This is a genomic window from Pseudonocardia aurantiaca, from assembly GCF_039526725.1.
GTDB classification, from domain to species: Bacteria; Actinomycetota; Actinomycetes; order Mycobacteriales; family Pseudonocardiaceae; genus Pseudonocardia; species Pseudonocardia aurantiaca.
Map to the genome: position 1 here is coordinate 329,387 of NZ_BAAAJG010000027.1, position 14,991 is coordinate 344,377.

Annotated in this window: 19 protein-coding genes; 15 read left to right on the forward strand and 4 right to left on the reverse strand. The window is 70.4% G+C overall.

Translation table 11 applies throughout. The annotated features are described in order from the left end of the window. Positions 1-13: 13 nt before the first annotated feature. The 3 genes from ABD143_RS34495 to ABD143_RS34505 all read right to left on the reverse strand — a co-directional run bounded on the left by ABD143_RS34495 (position 14) and on the right by ABD143_RS34505 (position 1,491). Entirely contained in the window at positions 14-367 is a 354-nt protein-coding gene (locus ABD143_RS34495; RefSeq protein ID WP_343986721.1) for a YciI family protein, read from the reverse strand. A gap of 35 nt (positions 368-402) precedes the next feature. Next, on the reverse strand, positions 403-816 hold the full coding sequence (locus ABD143_RS34500) for a DUF6069 family protein (RefSeq protein WP_343986724.1): 414 nt from the start codon (positions 814-816) through the stop codon (positions 403-405). Positions 817-1,086: 270 nt separating this feature from the next. After that, positions 1,087-1,491: a DUF5313 family protein gene (locus tag ABD143_RS34505; RefSeq protein ID WP_343986727.1), complete on the reverse strand. Its 405-nt coding sequence runs from the start codon at positions 1,489-1,491 to the stop codon at positions 1,087-1,089. Positions 1,492-1,550: 59 nt separating this feature from the next. Here ABD143_RS34505 and ABD143_RS34510 point away from each other — a divergent pair, with 59 nt between their 5' ends. The 8 genes from ABD143_RS34510 to ABD143_RS34545 all read left to right on the forward strand — a co-directional run bounded on the left by ABD143_RS34510 (position 1,551) and on the right by ABD143_RS34545 (position 7,331). Further along, entirely contained in the window at positions 1,551-2,066 is a 516-nt protein-coding gene (locus ABD143_RS34510; protein WP_343986730.1) for a MarR family winged helix-turn-helix transcriptional regulator, read from the forward strand. 54 nt (positions 2,067-2,120) lie between these two features. Then, positions 2,121-2,642, forward strand: a complete 522-nt coding sequence (locus tag ABD143_RS34515; protein ID WP_343986733.1) for a GNAT family N-acetyltransferase — start codon at positions 2,121-2,123, stop codon at positions 2,640-2,642. Positions 2,643-2,674: 32 nt separating this feature from the next. Then, complete coding sequence (locus ABD143_RS34520; RefSeq protein ID WP_379659903.1) at positions 2,675-3,079, forward strand: helix-turn-helix transcriptional regulator; 405 nt, start codon at positions 2,675-2,677, stop codon at positions 3,077-3,079. Between the two features lie 49 nt (positions 3,080-3,128). Further along, positions 3,129-3,929: an alpha/beta fold hydrolase gene (locus ABD143_RS34525; RefSeq protein ID WP_343986736.1), complete on the forward strand. Its 801-nt coding sequence runs from the start codon at positions 3,129-3,131 to the stop codon at positions 3,927-3,929. After that, positions 3,926-4,357, forward strand: a complete 432-nt coding sequence (locus tag ABD143_RS34530; protein WP_343986739.1) for a VOC family protein — start codon at positions 3,926-3,928, stop codon at positions 4,355-4,357. Before ABD143_RS34525 ends, ABD143_RS34530 begins: the two co-directional genes overlap by 4 nt. Positions 4,358-4,679: 322 nt before the next feature. Then, positions 4,680-6,161: a purine-cytosine permease family protein gene (locus ABD143_RS34535; protein WP_343986742.1), complete on the forward strand. Its 1,482-nt coding sequence runs from the start codon at positions 4,680-4,682 to the stop codon at positions 6,159-6,161. Between the two features lie 62 nt (positions 6,162-6,223). Then, the gene (locus tag ABD143_RS34540; protein WP_343986746.1) at positions 6,224-6,928 is read left to right on the forward strand and encodes a GOLPH3/VPS74 family protein; all 705 of its coding nucleotides are present in this window, start codon (positions 6,224-6,226) and stop codon (positions 6,926-6,928) included. Between the two features lie 61 nt (positions 6,929-6,989). Continuing rightward, positions 6,990-7,331 (forward strand): Rieske (2Fe-2S) protein, encoded by a 342-nt coding sequence (locus ABD143_RS34545; protein WP_343986749.1) that lies wholly within the window; start codon positions 6,990-6,992, stop codon positions 7,329-7,331. On the opposite strand, the gene ABD143_RS34550 is transcribed toward ABD143_RS34545, so the two are convergent. After that, positions 7,302-8,099, reverse strand: a complete 798-nt coding sequence (locus tag ABD143_RS34550; protein WP_343986752.1) for an AraC family transcriptional regulator — start codon at positions 8,097-8,099, stop codon at positions 7,302-7,304. The two genes, ABD143_RS34545 and ABD143_RS34550, sit on opposite strands and share 30 nt — an antisense overlap. 103 nt (positions 8,100-8,202) lie before the next feature. Here ABD143_RS34550 and ABD143_RS34555 point away from each other — a divergent pair, with 103 nt between their 5' ends. The 7 genes from ABD143_RS34555 to ABD143_RS34585 all read left to right on the forward strand — a co-directional run bounded on the left by ABD143_RS34555 (position 8,203) and on the right by ABD143_RS34585 (position 14,970). Further along, the gene (locus ABD143_RS34555; protein WP_343986755.1) at positions 8,203-9,072 is read left to right on the forward strand and encodes a phytanoyl-CoA dioxygenase family protein; all 870 of its coding nucleotides are present in this window, start codon (positions 8,203-8,205) and stop codon (positions 9,070-9,072) included. After that, entirely contained in the window at positions 9,069-9,395 is a 327-nt protein-coding gene (locus ABD143_RS34560; protein ID WP_343986758.1) for a hypothetical protein, read from the forward strand. Before ABD143_RS34555 ends, ABD143_RS34560 begins: the two co-directional genes overlap by 4 nt. A 345-nt stretch (positions 9,396-9,740) precedes the next feature. Beyond that, the gene (locus ABD143_RS34565; protein ID WP_343986761.1) at positions 9,741-10,997 is read left to right on the forward strand and encodes an ABC transporter substrate-binding protein; all 1,257 of its coding nucleotides are present in this window, start codon (positions 9,741-9,743) and stop codon (positions 10,995-10,997) included. A 70-nt stretch (positions 10,998-11,067) separates the two neighbouring features. Next, the gene (locus ABD143_RS34570) at positions 11,068-12,000 is read left to right on the forward strand and encodes a carbohydrate ABC transporter permease (protein WP_343986764.1); all 933 of its coding nucleotides are present in this window, start codon (positions 11,068-11,070) and stop codon (positions 11,998-12,000) included. Then, the gene (locus ABD143_RS34575; protein WP_343986767.1) at positions 11,990-12,895 is read left to right on the forward strand and encodes a carbohydrate ABC transporter permease; all 906 of its coding nucleotides are present in this window, start codon (positions 11,990-11,992) and stop codon (positions 12,893-12,895) included. Before ABD143_RS34570 ends, ABD143_RS34575 begins: the two co-directional genes overlap by 11 nt. 28 nt (positions 12,896-12,923) lie before the next feature. Further along, positions 12,924-14,285, forward strand: coding sequence for an alpha-L-fucosidase (locus tag ABD143_RS34580; RefSeq protein ID WP_343986770.1), 1,362 nt, complete (start codon positions 12,924-12,926; stop codon positions 14,283-14,285). Positions 14,286-14,295: 10 nt separating this feature from the next. Further along, positions 14,296-14,970, forward strand: coding sequence for a FadR/GntR family transcriptional regulator (locus ABD143_RS34585; RefSeq protein WP_343986773.1), 675 nt, complete (start codon positions 14,296-14,298; stop codon positions 14,968-14,970). Positions 14,971-14,991: the final 21 nt, after the last annotated feature.

A 14,991-nucleotide genomic window follows, 5' to 3' on the forward strand; every position in this document is an offset into this window, starting at 1 on the left:
CCTGATTTCGGGCTCAGGCCTGGGGCTCGTCGTCGAAGGGCCGTACCTCGACCGGCTGCAGACACGCCTCTGCGCACTTCTCGGCCCAGACGAGCGCCTGGTCGAGGTCGTCGCACCGAATGACCCAGAACCCGCCGAGCTGCTCCTTCGTCTCGGCGAACGGTCCGTCGGTCACGGTGGTCCTGCCGCCCTCGACCCGGACGACGGTGGCACTGTCCGGCGGGCGCAGTCCTCCGCCGAAGACCCAGGCCCCCGCGAACTGCAACTCCGCGTTGACCACATCGACCCGGGCGAACTGGGTCTGCATGTCCTCGGTCGACGGCATCGGATCGCCCTCGACGGTGTGCACGGCAAGCAGGTACTGCATCGCGTTCCTCCTGGTGAGTGACGGATGGGCAGATGTCAGGCGGGGAGCCGGCGCGCGACGGCGGGGATGACGATCGCGGCGGCGACCACGTGGGTCAACATCAGCAGCGCCTTGGTGACCGGGGCGGCGTCCACGATCACGTCCGGCACGAGTGACAGCACGGTGAGCACCACCGTGGTCCGGATGAAGGTGCTGCGCGGGCGCCGCGCCGTGCGGGACAGGACAGCAGCGAGGGCCAGACCGACCAGCGAGAACCAGGCGGTCAGCACGGCGAACCCGAGGATCGCGATCGGTTCGCCCCACACGTCGAGGCTGATCCCCGCCGCATGGCCCGCGGCGGCGACGGCACTGGTGGCGCCGCTCGCGAGGACTGCGGCAGCGACACCGGTCCCGGTGAGCGAGCCGGTCTTCGTCGTGACGCTGGGGACGGCGGTGTTGGTGGCGGTCATCGTGGACTCCTGTGGTTGACGACCGGCTCGGTGCCGGTCTCTCACCAGGGCTACGAACGGGAGCGGCCCCAATCGACATGTCCGGTGGTCGCGACAGTGTCAAAATCCGAACCGGCCGCTCGTGGCGAAGGTGGAACCGGCAGAAGGAGTGAGGCGATGTCCTGATGAGGGATCCCAGGGAGCGCCGAGCGGCCGTCGGTGACCAGCCCGTTCACCCCGACGAGGTCGGGCGAGGGGCCACCGCCGCGCCGACGGGAGCGTCGTGTCCCGTCAGCCCTCGTTCCGGCGCCACCGCTGCTCGTAGCGGCGGGCCTGCTCCGCGCGCTCGGCCTCGCCTTCCTGCCCGCGGGTGGCTGCCGCGGTGCCCCGTGGGTACCCGGCCTTCATCGCCCGGTGCTCCGTGGTCTCGTACATGTAGGCGAAGGAGTAGAAGTAGCCGAGCAGCAGCCCGGCGAGCAGCGAGCACCCGCGGACCCAGGCCGGGCCGGGGATCAGCACGAAGAGCAGCACAGCCACCGGCAGGAGCTGGACGGTGGTGCGGAGCACGTGCCGCAGCACCCACGTGGGGGCGGTGACGTCGTGCAGCACCCACTCGCGGTACGCCAGCGGGAGCGGGCGCCCGAAGGCGTAGAGGAGCCACCGGAAGGGCCCGGGCCGACGCACGTCCGCTGGCATCTCCTGTCCCCCAACACTTGGTACGCCAATAGTCACTGCACCAACGGTACCCTGTTGTCATGCCCGGAAACGCCACCCGTGACGCAGTCGACCCCTCGCCGGCCGACGCCCTACCCAGCGAGCCACTGCCGATCGACCCGCTGCAGCTCGACCGGCAGGTCTGCTTCGCCCTGTCCATCGCGGCGCGCAGCGTGGTGGCGGTCTACCGCCCGCTGCTGGAGCCGATGGGCCTCACGCACCCGCAGTACCTGGTGATGCTCGCGTTGTGGGAACGCTCGCCGCGGTCGGTCAAGGATCTGAGCGGCGCGCTCGCGCTCGACCCGGGCACGCTGTCGCCGCTGCTCAAGCGGCTCGAGGCGGCGGGGCTGATCGAGCGGGGCCGGGTCCGCTCCGACGAGCGAACGCTGGCCGTCACGCTGACCGACGCCGGCCGGGCGCTGCGCGCGCAGGCGGAGGCCGTGCCGCCCGCCGTCGTGGCGCGCCTCGGCATGCCCATCCCCGAGCTGGAGGATCTGCACGCCGCGCTCACGCGGGTGATCGCCGCCGCTCGCGCTGTGCCGGACGAGGACGGCTGACGCCCGGGTCAAACCCGTTGTCCGAGGGCCGCGCCAGAGTGTTCGGTATGCCCCGTGATCATCAGACGTGAGAAGCCCGGCGACGAGCGCCCGATCAGCGACGTGCACACCGACGCGTTCGCGGCCCTGTATCCCGACGGGCATCCCGTCGAGCCGGGCCTCGTCGACGCGCTGCGCGGCAGCGACGCCTGGATCGGGGCGCTGTCGCTGGTCGCCGAGATCGACGGGACGGTCGCCGGGCACGTCTGCTGCACGCGGGCGACGCTCTTGCCCGGCGGGCAGCCGGTGCTCGGCCTTGGTCCGCTGGGGGTGCGGACGCAATACCAACGCCACGGCGTCGGCAGCGCGTTGATGCACGCCGTGCTCGCGGCCGCCGACGCGCTCGACGAGCCCCTCGTCGTGCTGCTCGGGCACCGCACCTACTACCCGCGATTCGGGTTCGTGCCCGCCGCCGACCTCGGCATCGAGCCTGAAGTGTCGGAGTGGGCGCCGGACTTCCAGGCCAGGCGGCTCACGCGGTACCGCCCCGGCCTGACCGGGCGTTTCCGGTACGCGAAGCCGTTCTACGACCTGTGAGCGGCGGAGCCCGGTCCGGGTACGGTAACCGGGTGGCGGCCGCCCAGGCGATCCTGCTCTCCCGGCACCTGCTGCGGGTGCGAGACTTGATCGACCGGGCCTATGCGGCGACGCTCGACGTGCCCGCGCTCGCCCGCAGTGCCCACGTCTCCCCGGCGTACTTCAGTCGCTCGTTCAAGGCTGCGTTCGGCGAGACGCCCCACCAGTACCTGCTGCGCAGGCGAATAGAGCGAGCCAAGGCACTGCTGCGCGCCGGCGAGCTGCCCGTCACCGAGGTCTGCCTCGCCGTCGGGTTCTCCAGCCTCGGGTCGTTCAGCACCCAGTTCCGGCGGTTCGTCGGCGAGAGCCCGACGGCCTACCGCGAGCGGGCGGGCCACGACAACCTGGCCGTCATCCCCGGCTGTCTGGTCCGCCGCTTCACGCGGCCCGTGGGTTGAGCAGGTTTCGAGAAGCAGGCCGGGTCGGCCGGCTCCTAGCGTCTCGCCCATGGAAACCGTGACCTCGGCAGACGGAACGACCATCGCCTTCGACCAGATCGGCACCGGAACCCCGCTGGTGCTCGTGGCGGGCGCCTCGTGCGACCGCGCCGTCGACGCAGGATTCGCGCACAGCCTCGCCGCGGACTTCACCGTGCTGAACTACGACCGCCGCGGCCGGGGCGACAGCACCGACACGCTGCCCTACGCCGTCGAACGCGAGGTCGAGGACCTGGAGATCCTGCTCGCCGCGGCGGGTGGGTCCGCGGTGGTCGTGGGCCTCTCGTCGGGAGCGGCTCTCGCCGCGCACGCGGCCGCGGCCGGCTTGCCGATCAGTCATCTCGTGATGTGGGAGCCACCGTTCCGGCTCGACGCGCCCGCGCAGCAGGCCGCGCGGGAGTACGGCGGGAAGACCCGCGCCCTGCTGGCCGAGGGCCGGCGCGGCGACGCCCTGGAGTTGTTCATGACGATCGTCGGCATGCCAGCCGAAATGATCACGGGCATGCGGCACTCGCCGTACTGGGCGCAGGGCGAGAAGCTGGCACCGACGCTCGCCTACGACGCCGCTGTGATGGGCGACGGGAGCGTCCCCGGCGAGCGCTTCGCCGCGATCACTGCCGCGACCGCGGTGTTCTCGGGCGGCGCAAGCCCCGACTGGTTCCGCGCCGCCTGCGAGGTCGTCGCGGACGTGATCCCCGGTGCGATCTATCGCGAGTTGGTGGGTCAGACCCACGACGTCGCACCCGACGTGCTCGCCGCGGCCGTTCGCGATTTCGTCAGCATGCGCGCGGCCTACGCTCGACAGCCATGATCACGGGATTCGGCCTTGTGTGCCTGAACGTGCTCGACCTCGACGAGGCCAGACGCTTTTACGTGGACGTGCTCGGCTTCGAGGTGGGAATCGACCGCGAGATGGATGGCTTCCGCTGGCTCACCGTGCACGCGCCGGGCCGCCCGGACATGCCGATGATGCTGGTCGTACCGCAGCCTCCTGTGGTCGAGGAGCCGATCGCCGGGCAGTTGCGCAGTCTGATCGCGCGCGGCTATCTAGGGATCGGGGCCCTCTCGACCGACGACTGCTGGGCGACCTACACGCAGCTGAAGGCCAAAGGCGTCGAGTTCACCGAGGAGCCGGAAGAGCGGTTCTACGGTATCGACGCCGCCTTCCGTGATCCCTTCGGCAACCATTGGCGGCTCACGCAGCCCAAGACCCTCGACCAGATCCGCGCTACCGAGTAGGTGCCGAGCGCGGCCGACGACCCGGCCACAGTCGTGGCCACCCGCGAGAGCATCCGGCTCGCGTTCGCGCTAGGCGTCACGGTGTGTCTCGGCCATGTCATCGATGGGTGACATAACCCCGGCGTTAAAAAGTGACATTCACACAGGAAGTGGGCACGTTCGGCCGTACGTATGACATCATCCCGGCCGTGCCAGGGCTCGATCGGAGCATTGGTACACGAACTGTCACTGTGAGTCATCGTTTCGGCTCGCGCCTGTACGCCACAAGGATGGCCTCGGTCATCGGGTTGCAGGCCGGGCAGTGCCACGCCGGGGAGGGCCCATGGCTATCAGGGCGCGTCACAACGCCGAGCAGAAGCTCAACGTGCACCACAGAAACTTCCGGGTTGAAAGCAACGGCATCAACGTCATCGGCGACGCCGAGCGGAAGGGCAACCCGCGTCAGCTCTTCTGGCCGTGGTTCGGAGCCAACATCTCCGTCCTCGGTCTGAGCTACGGGGCGTTCGCGCTCGGGTTCGGCATCTCGCTGACCCAGGCGATGGTCGCCGGCGCGTTCGGCGTCGTGTTCTCGTTCCTGCTGTGCGGGTACGTCGCGCTCGCCGGGAAGCGCGGGTCGGCACCGACGATGGTGCTGAGCCGGGCGGCGTTCGGCGTGCGGGGAAACCGGCTGCCCGCCGTCATCTCGTGGCTGCTGACGGTCGGCTGGGAGACCGTGCTGACGGTCCTCGCGACACTCGCGACGGCCACCGTCTTCGCGCGGCTCGGCTGGGGCGGCGGGTTCGGCACGCAGGTGATCGCGCTCGTCGTCGTCGCGACGCTGATCGTGACCGCCGGTGTGCTCGGCTTCGACGTCATCATGCGCCTACAGACCGTGATCACCGTGCTCACCGCGGTGCTGACCGTCGTCTACATGGTGCTGGTGGCGGAGACGATCGACTGGACCGCCGCGGCGTCGGTGCCGAGCGGGTCGGCCCAGGAGGTCATCGGCGCGCTGGTCTTCCTGATGACGGGGTTCGGCCTCGGCTGGGTCAACGTCGCGGCCGACTACTCGCGCTACCTGCCCCGCAGTTCGTCGAGCCGCGGGGTGATCGGCTGGACCACGGTGGGTGGGGCGCTCGCCCCGATCGTGCTGCTCGGGTTCGGGCTGCTGCTCGCCGCGTCCTCCCCCGACCTGAGCACGGCCATCTCCAGCGACCCCATCGGCGCGCTGGCCGAGGCGCTGCCCACGTGGTTCCTCGTGCCGTTCGCGCTGGTGGCGGTGCTGGGCCTGGTCGGTGGCGCGGTGCTCGACATCTACTCGTCGGGTCTCGCCCTGCTCGCCAGCGGGGTACGGGTGCCGCGGTACGTCGCGGCGCTCATCGACGGCGGCATCATGGTGCTCGGCACGATCTACGTGGTCTTCGTCAGCGGAGAGTTCCTCGCGCAGTTCAACGGGTTCCTGATCACCCTCGGCGTGCCGGTCGCGGCGTGGTGCGGCGTGATCCTCGCCGACATCGCCCTGCGCGGCCGTGACTACGACGAGGCCGACCTCTACCGGCCGTCCGGGCGCTACGGCGACGTCCGCGTCGTCCCGATCGCGATCGTCGGTGTGTGCACGGTGCTCGGCTGGGGCCTCGTCACGAACACGAACGCGGGCTGGCTGGCGTGGCAGGGCTACCTTCTCGGACCGGTCGGACTGGGTGGGCGCGACGGTGCGTGGGCGTATGCGAACCTCGGGGTGCTGGTCGCGCTCGGGGTGGCGTTCGTAGCGACGCTCTTCACCGCTCGCGCGGTGGTCCGCACACAGGAGTCCCGGATCCGATGACGCGCCGTTCCCGGACGACCGACACGCCGGCAAGCGCCGGCCGAGCAGGAGGTGGGCAGCGGGTGATACTGCCGAGCGACAGCTGGGAGAGCGGCCGGAGCCCACTGCTCGAGAAGTCGGCCGCGAAGATCTTCCTGATCCTGCACGACTCCTTCACGGGCAAGCCGGTCGTCCGCCTGAGCGCGATCAAACGCGCGATCATGGGCGCCGAGCTGGCCGACCTGATCATGGCGCGCCGGATCGGCATGGAGAACGACCAGATCGTGCTGGCCGACGAGGGCAGGCGGGGCGCCGACCACCTCTCCGCGTTCCTGGTCGAGACCATCCGCGGCCAGCCCGACGCGCACACGGTGCCGGTCTGGGTGGCCACCCTCGCCGACCGCGTGTTCGACCTCCTCGCCACGCTGCTGGTGACCGAGGGGATCGTGCGGCGGGAGTCGGGACTGCGGCTCATCGGCCGGTCAGCAGACCGCTTCCCGGCGCAGGACCTGCTCGCGGCCGTCGGGCCGCGGCTGCGCCTGGAGCACGCCATGCGCTCGGACGACGAGCTCGAGCTGCCCTTGCAGGTCGTCGCGGCGCTGATCGGCTCCATCGGCGCCGCCAAGGTGATCGACGCCGACGGCGACCGGGGGGCGATCCGCAGGCGTGTCGAGGAGATCACCAAGGCGCTGCGGCTCGACCTGCGCGACCTCATCATCGGCATGGAGGTCGCCCATGCCTCCGGCGAGCTCCCGCCGTCGCTGCGGCTGCGGACCACCGACAGCTGACGCGCACCCCTCCGGGCCCGGGATACTCGGGCTCTGGGTGCAAGCGGTGGAGGAGGGTGCTGTGGCAGACGCCGACACGACCCGCCGGACAATCCCGGCCGCCGCCGTCCCGGTGGGCGGCGGCACGATCGTCGCTGCGCACGGGGTGGTGGTGACACAGCCGAGCGCGGGGGTGTTCGTCGCGTTCAGCGCGACCTGCACCCACCTCGGCTGCACGGTGCGGGCCGTGGCGGGCGGCACGATCAACTGCTTCTGCCACGGGAGCCGGTTCCGCATCACCGACGGGTCGGTGGCGGGAGGCCCGGCGCCCCGGCCGCTGCCCCGCGTCACGCTCACCGTCGCCGACGGGCTGATCGAGCTGGGACCACCGCCGTCAGCCGCCCGCGCGGATCGCCCGGGGTGACCCGCCCAGCTCGCGCCGGCATGCCTTGTTGAACGCCTGCAGGTCGGTGATGCCGATCGAGGCGGCGATGCCGGGGATGGACATGGTGGTGGCGGTCAGCAGGTGGCGCGCCCTGGCCATCCGCCGCCTGCGGATGTAGCCGACCACCGGCACTCCGGTCTCGGCCCGGAAGAGGCGGGTCAGGTGGTTGTGCGACACCCCGGCCACCCGAGCCACTGCGGGGATCGACAGCGGCTGCGCGAGGTTCGCCTCGATGTGGGCGATGGCCGTGGCGACCGCCGGGTGCTTCGCGCTGGCCGCGTGCCGCGTGCTGCTCGTGGCCGGCTCCGGAAGCTGGGCGACCCGCCAGAGCGCGGCCCAGACCTCGGCGGCCACGCGAGGTGACGCGCCCGGCGAAACCGCGATCGCGGACCGGAGAAGGTCCGAAAGGCCTCCGGCGGCGGGGCCGGCGTCCTGGACGACGGGCACCCGCATGGCCTGGCCCCCCGCCGTGGTGCGGAAGTGCGCGAAGAGGTGCTCCGACCGCCCGGTGTAGTCGAAACGGACCTCGACACCGGGCGGCACGAGGCTGACCGACCCGGGACGGACCGGGTAGGCGCGCCCCCCGATGGTGAGCTGTGCCGAGTAGCCGTAGACGTGGAACTGCCACAGGTCGGGCAGGCGGAAGACGTCGTACAGGCTGCGGACGCCGTGCACGCCGACCCCGACGTTGACCGGCCCCGGCGGCTCGTCGAGGCGCAGCGGAACGCGCTCCACCTCGGCGGTCATGGTGAGAAATTACCACCAGTGGGGAACCAGACCCACGCGCTGAGGGCTCATCGCTTCATACGCTCGGCGAACCCGGACCAGTCGCCGGCGGCGAAGGAGAGAGATGTTCCGACCCCACCGCAAACACCTGCTCACGTCCGTGCAGATGGCCCGATTCATCACGCACGGGGCGCTGCGCATGGACGCCGTGGTTCCCGAGGAGATGAACGCCCAGGCCGTCGAGGTGCTTCAGAAGGGCATTCCGGCGGCGCCGTACGGGTCGACGCTGGCGGAGGCCTTCGAGGAGGGCTCGTTCGCCCAGCGCCTTGTCCGGCTGCCCGAGATCGCGGGTGCGATCTACAGCCTCGTCGGGCCGGACCCCACGGTGGACCACCACGCGGTGCACATCCGCAAGGCCCACGAGGGCACCGCGCAGAACCTGCACGGCGACGCGATCATCGACGTGCGGCCCGACGCGTTCGACGTTCAGCTCATGTACTACCCGCACGAGGTCACGCTCGACATGGGCGGCACGCTCTCCGTGCCGGGCAGCCACCTGCGCCGCACCAACGAGTCCGACACAGGTCGCTACCAGAACCTGCGCGGCCAGACCCGGCTCACCTGTCCCGCGGGCACGATCGTCTTCCTCCACCACGGCATCTGGCACGGCGGGCGGCGCAACGACAGCGACGTCGACCGCTACATGTTCAAGATCCGCTTCAACCCGACCGTCCGGCAGTTGCGGCTGTGGAACACCGACGACCTGTACGACCCGGCTGTCGCGGCGGAGCTCGGGCGGCGCTTCCCGTGGTACGAGCACGCGACCGGCCGCCTGGAGATCTACAACCGGGTGAAGCTCTGGCAGGCCCTCATCGGGGACGACAGCTACGACCCGGACTACTGGGTCACCCGCGTCACCAACCGCCCCACCCGGGCGGTGGCCCAGCGCAGCCTCAACCCGCACGCTCCCGCGATGATCGAGGAGAAGGCATGACCACCACGGAGACGGCTCCAGCGGCGGCGCCCGAGACGGGCTCGCAGGCGGGGCAGGCGGGTCTGCGGCAGCAGGTGCTCGTGCTCTACCTGTCGTCCTCGGCCCTTGACGCGACCGTCGTCGGGTGGTCGGTCTACGACGGCACCGGCCGGACGACGCCGACCACGGGAGACAGCGACGAGCCCCCGTACGAGAACGGTCTCGACGCCCTGAAGGACGGCTGGCGGCTCTTCCAGGCCGCGCAGCTCCTGCCTCCGCAGGCTGGTCACGAGTACGACATGTCGTTCCTCAAGCACGAGTTCTTCTTCGAGAAGTTCGCCTGATACAGCCCCGGCGGTCATCCGACATCCGATGTATCGCCAGGCAACCGCCGGGCCGACTGTGCCCCGTCCGTTTCGGGAGGTGAAGAGCCCGCGTTCGCGCGGCGACGTAGGGGTCCGATGAGGGCCCCGCGTCGTCGCGCGTTTCGGCGTGCCCGGAAAACGTTGTTTGGGCGCTATCCCCACGTCAGATGGCCTTCGATCGGGTTCGCCCGGTCGTGCCGGATCCCCTCCCATGCGCAGGCGCGGCGGGGCGCTGTTCGCGTCGTGCCCCCTTGACGAAACCGCGTCGCGACCGTCACAGTCCCCCGGAACATCGGATGTCTCCGCTCAGCGCCGAGGAGCACCATGACGGTTAACAACAGATGGAAGCGGGCCGCAGCTGCCGCAGCTGCCGCAACTCTCGCCCTGGTCCTGGCCGCGTGCGGCTCAGGCGGCGGCGGTGGCAGCACCACTGCGAACGGCCACACCACCCTCACCTGGAACATGTGGAGCGGCTCGACCAGCGAGGTCGACGCGTGGAACCACCTCTCCCAGATGGTCACCGCGAAGTACCCCGACACTTCGCTCGAGTTCCAGACCAGCAGCTTCAACGACTACTGGACCAAGCTCGCCGCGCAGGCGAGCGGCGGGAACACCGGCTGCATCCTGGGTGTGCAGTCCCTGCGGGCGCGCAGCATCGCCCCCCTGCTGGTGCCGCTCGACGACCTGCTTGCCAAGGCCGGAATCAACCCCGCGGACTACGACCAGTCGATCTGGAAGGGCCTGCAGGTGGACGGGCAGCAGCTCGCCATCCCGTATGACTTCGGGCCGCAGGTCATGTACTTCAACGTCGACCGGTTCCGCGAGGCCGGCGTCCCCGTGCCGTCCGTCAACTGGACGCAGCAGGACTTCCTCTCGGCGGCCCAGAAGCTCACCGCGGGCGGGAAGTACGGGTTCGCGCTCTACCCCACGATCGACACCGTCATCCCCTGGTCGCTCTCGCTGACCGGGACCGACCCGGTCACCCAGGACGGGAAGCTCGATCTGTCCCAGCAGGGCTTCGTCGACGCGGTGCAGTGGTACACGGACCTGGTCAACAAGCTGCACGTCGCGGCGCCGGTCGCGGCGTCGAGCGACCCGACGCCCGCCCTCAGCTCGTTCGTCGCAGGCGACGCGGCCATGGTCGTCGACGGTCCCTGGCAGCTGGTGAACCTGGTCAAGCAGGCGAACTTCGAGGTCGGCGTGCTCCCGATGCCGGCCGGGCCGTCCGGCTCGCACAGCCAGGTCGCGGGTTCGGGCTTCGGGATCTCGCAGACGTGTGCGGACCCGGAGAAGGCGCTGCAGGCCATCGCGGTGCTCACCGGACCGGATGCCCTGCAGTACCTCGCCGAGCAGGGCCGCGCCTACCCGGCGCGCACGGCCCAGCAGGACGCCTGGTTCAGCCCCCAGCTGGCGAACGCCAAGCCGGGTCTGCAGGCGGCGATCGCCAACAGCGCGGTCTCTCCCCCGACGGAGAACTACACGCAGGTCTCGCAGCTCTTCACCCAGTACGGCGTGCAGGCGGTGAACGGCCAGCAGTCCGTCCCGGACTTCCTCAGCTCGGTGCAGCAGCAGGCCAGATGACGACACCACGACCGGAGCGGACGCGCCGCGACTCGACGGAAGTGGCGCGTCCGCAGGGAGGCGGTTGCACGTGACGATTTCAGTTCCCGCTCCGCCGGTGGAGGTCCGGCGGCCGGAGGCCGGGCGCGGCGCGCGGCGCGGCGACGGACGTGCGGCGCTGGGGTTCCTCGCCCCGAGCACCACCGGGTTCCTGCTGTTCACCCTGATCCCGCTGGTCGGGTCGCTGGTGATCAGCTTCTTCGCCTGGCCGGTGCTGGGCCGGAAGAGGTTCATCGGGCTCGACAACTTCGTCCAGCTCATCGGCGACCCGATCTTCCGCCAGATCATGCTGAACACGCTGGTGTTCGTCGTGGTCTACGTGCCGCTCAACATCATCGTGTCGCTCGGGCTGGCGCTGTGGATCTCGCCGCGGATCCGCGGGCGCGGGCTCTACCGGCTGCTCTTCTTCATCCCGACCGTCACCCCGATGATCGCGAACGCGCTCGTGTGGCGGCTGCTCTACCAGCCGGGCGGGGTGATCGACCAGACCGTCCAGACGGTGTTCGGGGTTCCGGCGCCGAACTTCCTGGGCGACACCAACTGGGCGATGGCGGCGGTCATCCTGATGTCGGTGTGGCAGGGCTTCGGCTACAACATGCTGGTCTTCTCGGCCGGGCTCGACGCCATCCCGCAGAGCATCCAGGAGGCGGCCGCGATCGACGGCGCCGGGCCGCTGCGCCGGTTCTGGAGCATCACACTGCCGATGCTCTCGCCGTCGATGTTCTTCGCGATGATCATGACGCTGATCACCTCGTTCCAGGTGTTCGTCCAGCCCTACGTCCTCACCAGGGGTGGGCCGGGCGTGACGACGGAGACGATGGTGCTCAACCTCTACCGGCAGGGCTTCGAGCAGTTCGACCTCGGCACGGCGTCGACGATCGGCTGGTTCCTCTTCATGATCATCATGCTCGTGACCGCGCTGCAGTTCCTGGGCCAGAAGCGGTGGGTGCACTATGACGGTTGAGACGATCCCCCCGGGCACCGCCGGAGTCGCGAAGGCCCGCCCGGAGGAACCACCCGCAACTACGCCGCGCAGGCGCACGAGCCCGCGCACCGTGCTGTCGCAGGTGCTCCTGACCGCGGTGCTCGTGCTGTTCATGATGCCGTTCGTCTGGATGATCGCGAGCGCGCTCAAGCCGCCTGCCGAGGTGTTCGGCAGCGGCGCCGGGCTGATCGGGTCGGAGATCCGGTGGTCGAACTTCGCCGAGGCGTGGAGCTACCTGCCCTTCGGCCAGTTCATGCTCAACGGGCTCTTCGTCGCGGTGACGGGAACCGTCGTCGTGTGTGTGACGTCGGTGCTCTCGGCGTACGCGTTCGCTCGCCTGCGCTTCCGCTTCCGTGACCGCCTCTTCCTGGTCTTCCTCGCCACGCTGATGGTGCCGCAGGAGGTCACCGTCGTCCCGATGTTCATCCTCATGCAGCAGTTCGGCTGGGTGGACAGCTATGCGGCGCTGATCCTCCCGTGGGCCTTCACCGCGTTCGGCACGTTCCTGCTGCGCCAGTTCTTCCTCTCGATCCCGAACGAGCTGGAGGAGGCTGCCACGATCGACGGCGCCGGCAAGCTCCGGATCCTCCTGCAGGTCATCGTGCCGATCGCGAAACCCGCCATCGCCGTGCTCGCGGCGTTCACGTTCATCAACTACTGGAACAGCTTCCTGTGGCCGCTCATCGTGGTGAACAGCCGCGAGATGTCGACGGTGCCACTGGGGCTGAACCTGTTCCTCAGCCAGAACGGCAACCAGTGGCACCTGCTGATGGCCGCATCGGCCATCTCGATGCTGCCGACCGTCCTCATGGTCGTGCTGCTGCAGCGCCACCTCGTCCGAGGCATCGCTATGTCCGGCCTCGGCGGCCGGTGACCGACACCCCAGTCCGTTAAGGAGTCCCATGGCAACGCCCGTAGACACCGCGAGCCCGGTCCAGGCCGTCGACTGGAGCTCGCTCGCACGCCCGCTGCCCGGCTGGTTCGCCGACGCCAAGCTCGGCATCTTCATCCACTGGGGCGCGTACGCCGTGCCCGCATGGGCCGAACCCACCGGTGAGCTCGGCGCCGTGGACGAGGCCACCTGGTTCAAGCACAACGCCTACGCGGAGTGGTACTGGAACACGATCCGGTTCTCCGACAGCCCGGCCCGCGAGCACCATCGCAAGACCTACGGCGACGCCCCCTACGACGACTTCCTCGACGCCTGGCACGCGGAGGAGTTCGACCCGCAGGACTGGTGCGCACTCTTCGCACGCGCCGGCGCCCGGTACGTGGTGCCGACCACCAAGCACCACGACGGCATCGCCCTGTGGGACGCACCCGGCACCGGCGCCCGCAACACCGTCCACCGGGGCCCGCGCCGCGACCTGGTCAGCGACCTGGAGCAGGCGGTGCGGGGCGCCGGCATGCGGTTCGGTGTGTACTACTCCGGCGGGCTCGACTGGAGCACCAGCCCCTTCCCGGTGATCGACAGCTACGCGAACGTGCGCGGGTTGCGGCCCAACGACGCGGCCTACTCCGCCTACGCCCACCTGCACGTGCGCGACCTGATCGACCGCTACCGGCCCGACGTGCTCTGGAACGACATCGAGTGGCCCGACTTCGCCAAGCACGCCGGTCCGCTGGGCCTCTACGAGCTGTTCCAGCACTACTACGCGAGCGTCCCCGACGGCGTCGTCAACGACCGGTGGGGCGACACGCACCGCGACTACCGCACGAGCGAGTACCAGCACCACCTCGACGCGGAGGGCGCGCCGGCCTGGGAGAACTGCCGCGGGATCGGGCTGTCGTTCGGTTACAACCAGGTGGAGGACGACCGGCACCTGATGAGCGGCCCGCAGTTGGTGCGCCACCTCGTGGACGTCGTCTCCCGGGGCGGCAACCTCCTGCTGAATGTCGGCCCGACCGCCAGCGGGCTGATCCCCGACGGCCAGCGCCGGACTCTGGAGGCGCTCGCCGACTGGATGGCCGTGAACTCGCACGCGGTGCACGGCTCGCGCCCGCTCGACCCCGCCGTGGCCGACTCCTCCGACACGCCATGGGTGCGCTGGACGCGGACGGACGGCCGGTCCTGGGCCTTCGTCGACGCGCCCGCAGGCGGCGCCGTCGTCCTGCCCGCCCGCGCCGACCGCCTGGATCTCGCCTCGGCAGCGCTCGCCGACGGCACGCCGGTGCCGGCCAGGGCGGACGGGGGCGGGGTCACAGTGGAGCTGCCCGCCCGGGCGGCCGAGGCGCCCGTGGTGGTCGGCTTCGCCGGTTCCTGACGGCCGTCCCGTGGCGCTCACCGACGAGGCGATCCTGAAGATCAAGTCGATGATCCGGTCCGGGGAGCTTCGGCCGGGGGACCGGCTGCCGCCGGAGAAGGAGCTGAGCGAAGCGCTGGGGCTCTCCCGCAGCTCCCTGCGGGAGGCGGTGAAGGCGCTCGAGGTGATCCGGGTGCTGGACGTGCGCAGGGGCGATGGCACCTACGTCACGAGCCTGACGCCGGACCTGCTGCTGGACGCGATGTCGTTCGTGGTGGACATCCACCAGGACGCCTCGGTGCTGGAGCTGTTCGAGGTGCGACGGCTCCTGGAGCCCGCGGCGGCCGGCCTGGCCGCGCCCCGCGCAGCCGCGTGCGACGTCGAGCACCTGCACGGGTTGCTCGCGCAGGTGCACGCCACCACATCGGTGGAAGACCTGGTCGCCCACGACCAGGTCTTCCACCGCTACATCGCCGAGCTGTCGGGCAACGCCTACCTCACGAGCCTGCTGGAGACCCTGTCCAGCAGCACACTGCGCGCGCGGGTGTGGCGCGGGCTCAGCGAGGAGGGCGCGGTGGAGCGCACCCTCACCGAGCACCGCGCCATCGTGAACGCCCTGGCGAGCGGCGACGCGGCCCTGGCCGCGGCGCACGCCACCGTGCACATCGATGGCGTGGCCGGGTGGCTGCGGCGAGCGATGGGCTGAGCGCGGGTCAGGTGGTCGAGG

What these genes read in the sequence shown, in the direction of transcription:
- ABD143_RS34535 (WP_343986742.1), top strand. Translation starts at nt 4,680, where the DNA reads ATGGCTATCAGGGCGCGTCACAACGCCGAGCAGAAGCTCAACGTGCAC.
- ABD143_RS34495 (WP_343986721.1), bottom strand. Translation starts at nt 367, where the DNA reads ATGCAGTACCTGCTTGCCGTGCACACCGTCGAGGGCGATCCGATGCCG.
- ABD143_RS34580 (WP_343986770.1), top strand. Translation starts at nt 12,924, where the DNA reads ATGGCAACGCCCGTAGACACCGCGAGCCCGGTCCAGGCCGTCGACTGG.
- ABD143_RS34510 (WP_343986730.1), top strand. Translation starts at nt 1,551, where the DNA reads ATGCCCGGAAACGCCACCCGTGACGCAGTCGACCCCTCGCCGGCCGAC.
- ABD143_RS34560 (WP_343986758.1), top strand. Translation starts at nt 9,069, where the DNA reads ATGACCACCACGGAGACGGCTCCAGCGGCGGCGCCCGAGACGGGCTCG.
- ABD143_RS34525 (WP_343986736.1), top strand. Translation starts at nt 3,129, where the DNA reads ATGGAAACCGTGACCTCGGCAGACGGAACGACCATCGCCTTCGACCAG.
- ABD143_RS34575 (WP_343986767.1), top strand. Translation starts at nt 11,990, where the DNA reads ATGACGGTTGAGACGATCCCCCCGGGCACCGCCGGAGTCGCGAAGGCC.
- ABD143_RS34550 (WP_343986752.1), bottom strand. Translation starts at nt 8,099, where the DNA reads ATGACCGCCGAGGTGGAGCGCGTTCCGCTGCGCCTCGACGAGCCGCCG.
- ABD143_RS34500 (WP_343986724.1), bottom strand. Translation starts at nt 816, where the DNA reads ATGACCGCCACCAACACCGCCGTCCCCAGCGTCACGACGAAGACCGGC.
- ABD143_RS34555 (WP_343986755.1), top strand. Translation starts at nt 8,203, where the DNA reads ATGTTCCGACCCCACCGCAAACACCTGCTCACGTCCGTGCAGATGGCC.
- ABD143_RS34565 (WP_343986761.1), top strand. Translation starts at nt 9,741, where the DNA reads ATGACGGTTAACAACAGATGGAAGCGGGCCGCAGCTGCCGCAGCTGCC.
- ABD143_RS34505 (WP_343986727.1), bottom strand. Translation starts at nt 1,491, where the DNA reads ATGCCAGCGGACGTGCGTCGGCCCGGGCCCTTCCGGTGGCTCCTCTAC.
- ABD143_RS34530 (WP_343986739.1), top strand. Translation starts at nt 3,926, where the DNA reads ATGATCACGGGATTCGGCCTTGTGTGCCTGAACGTGCTCGACCTCGAC.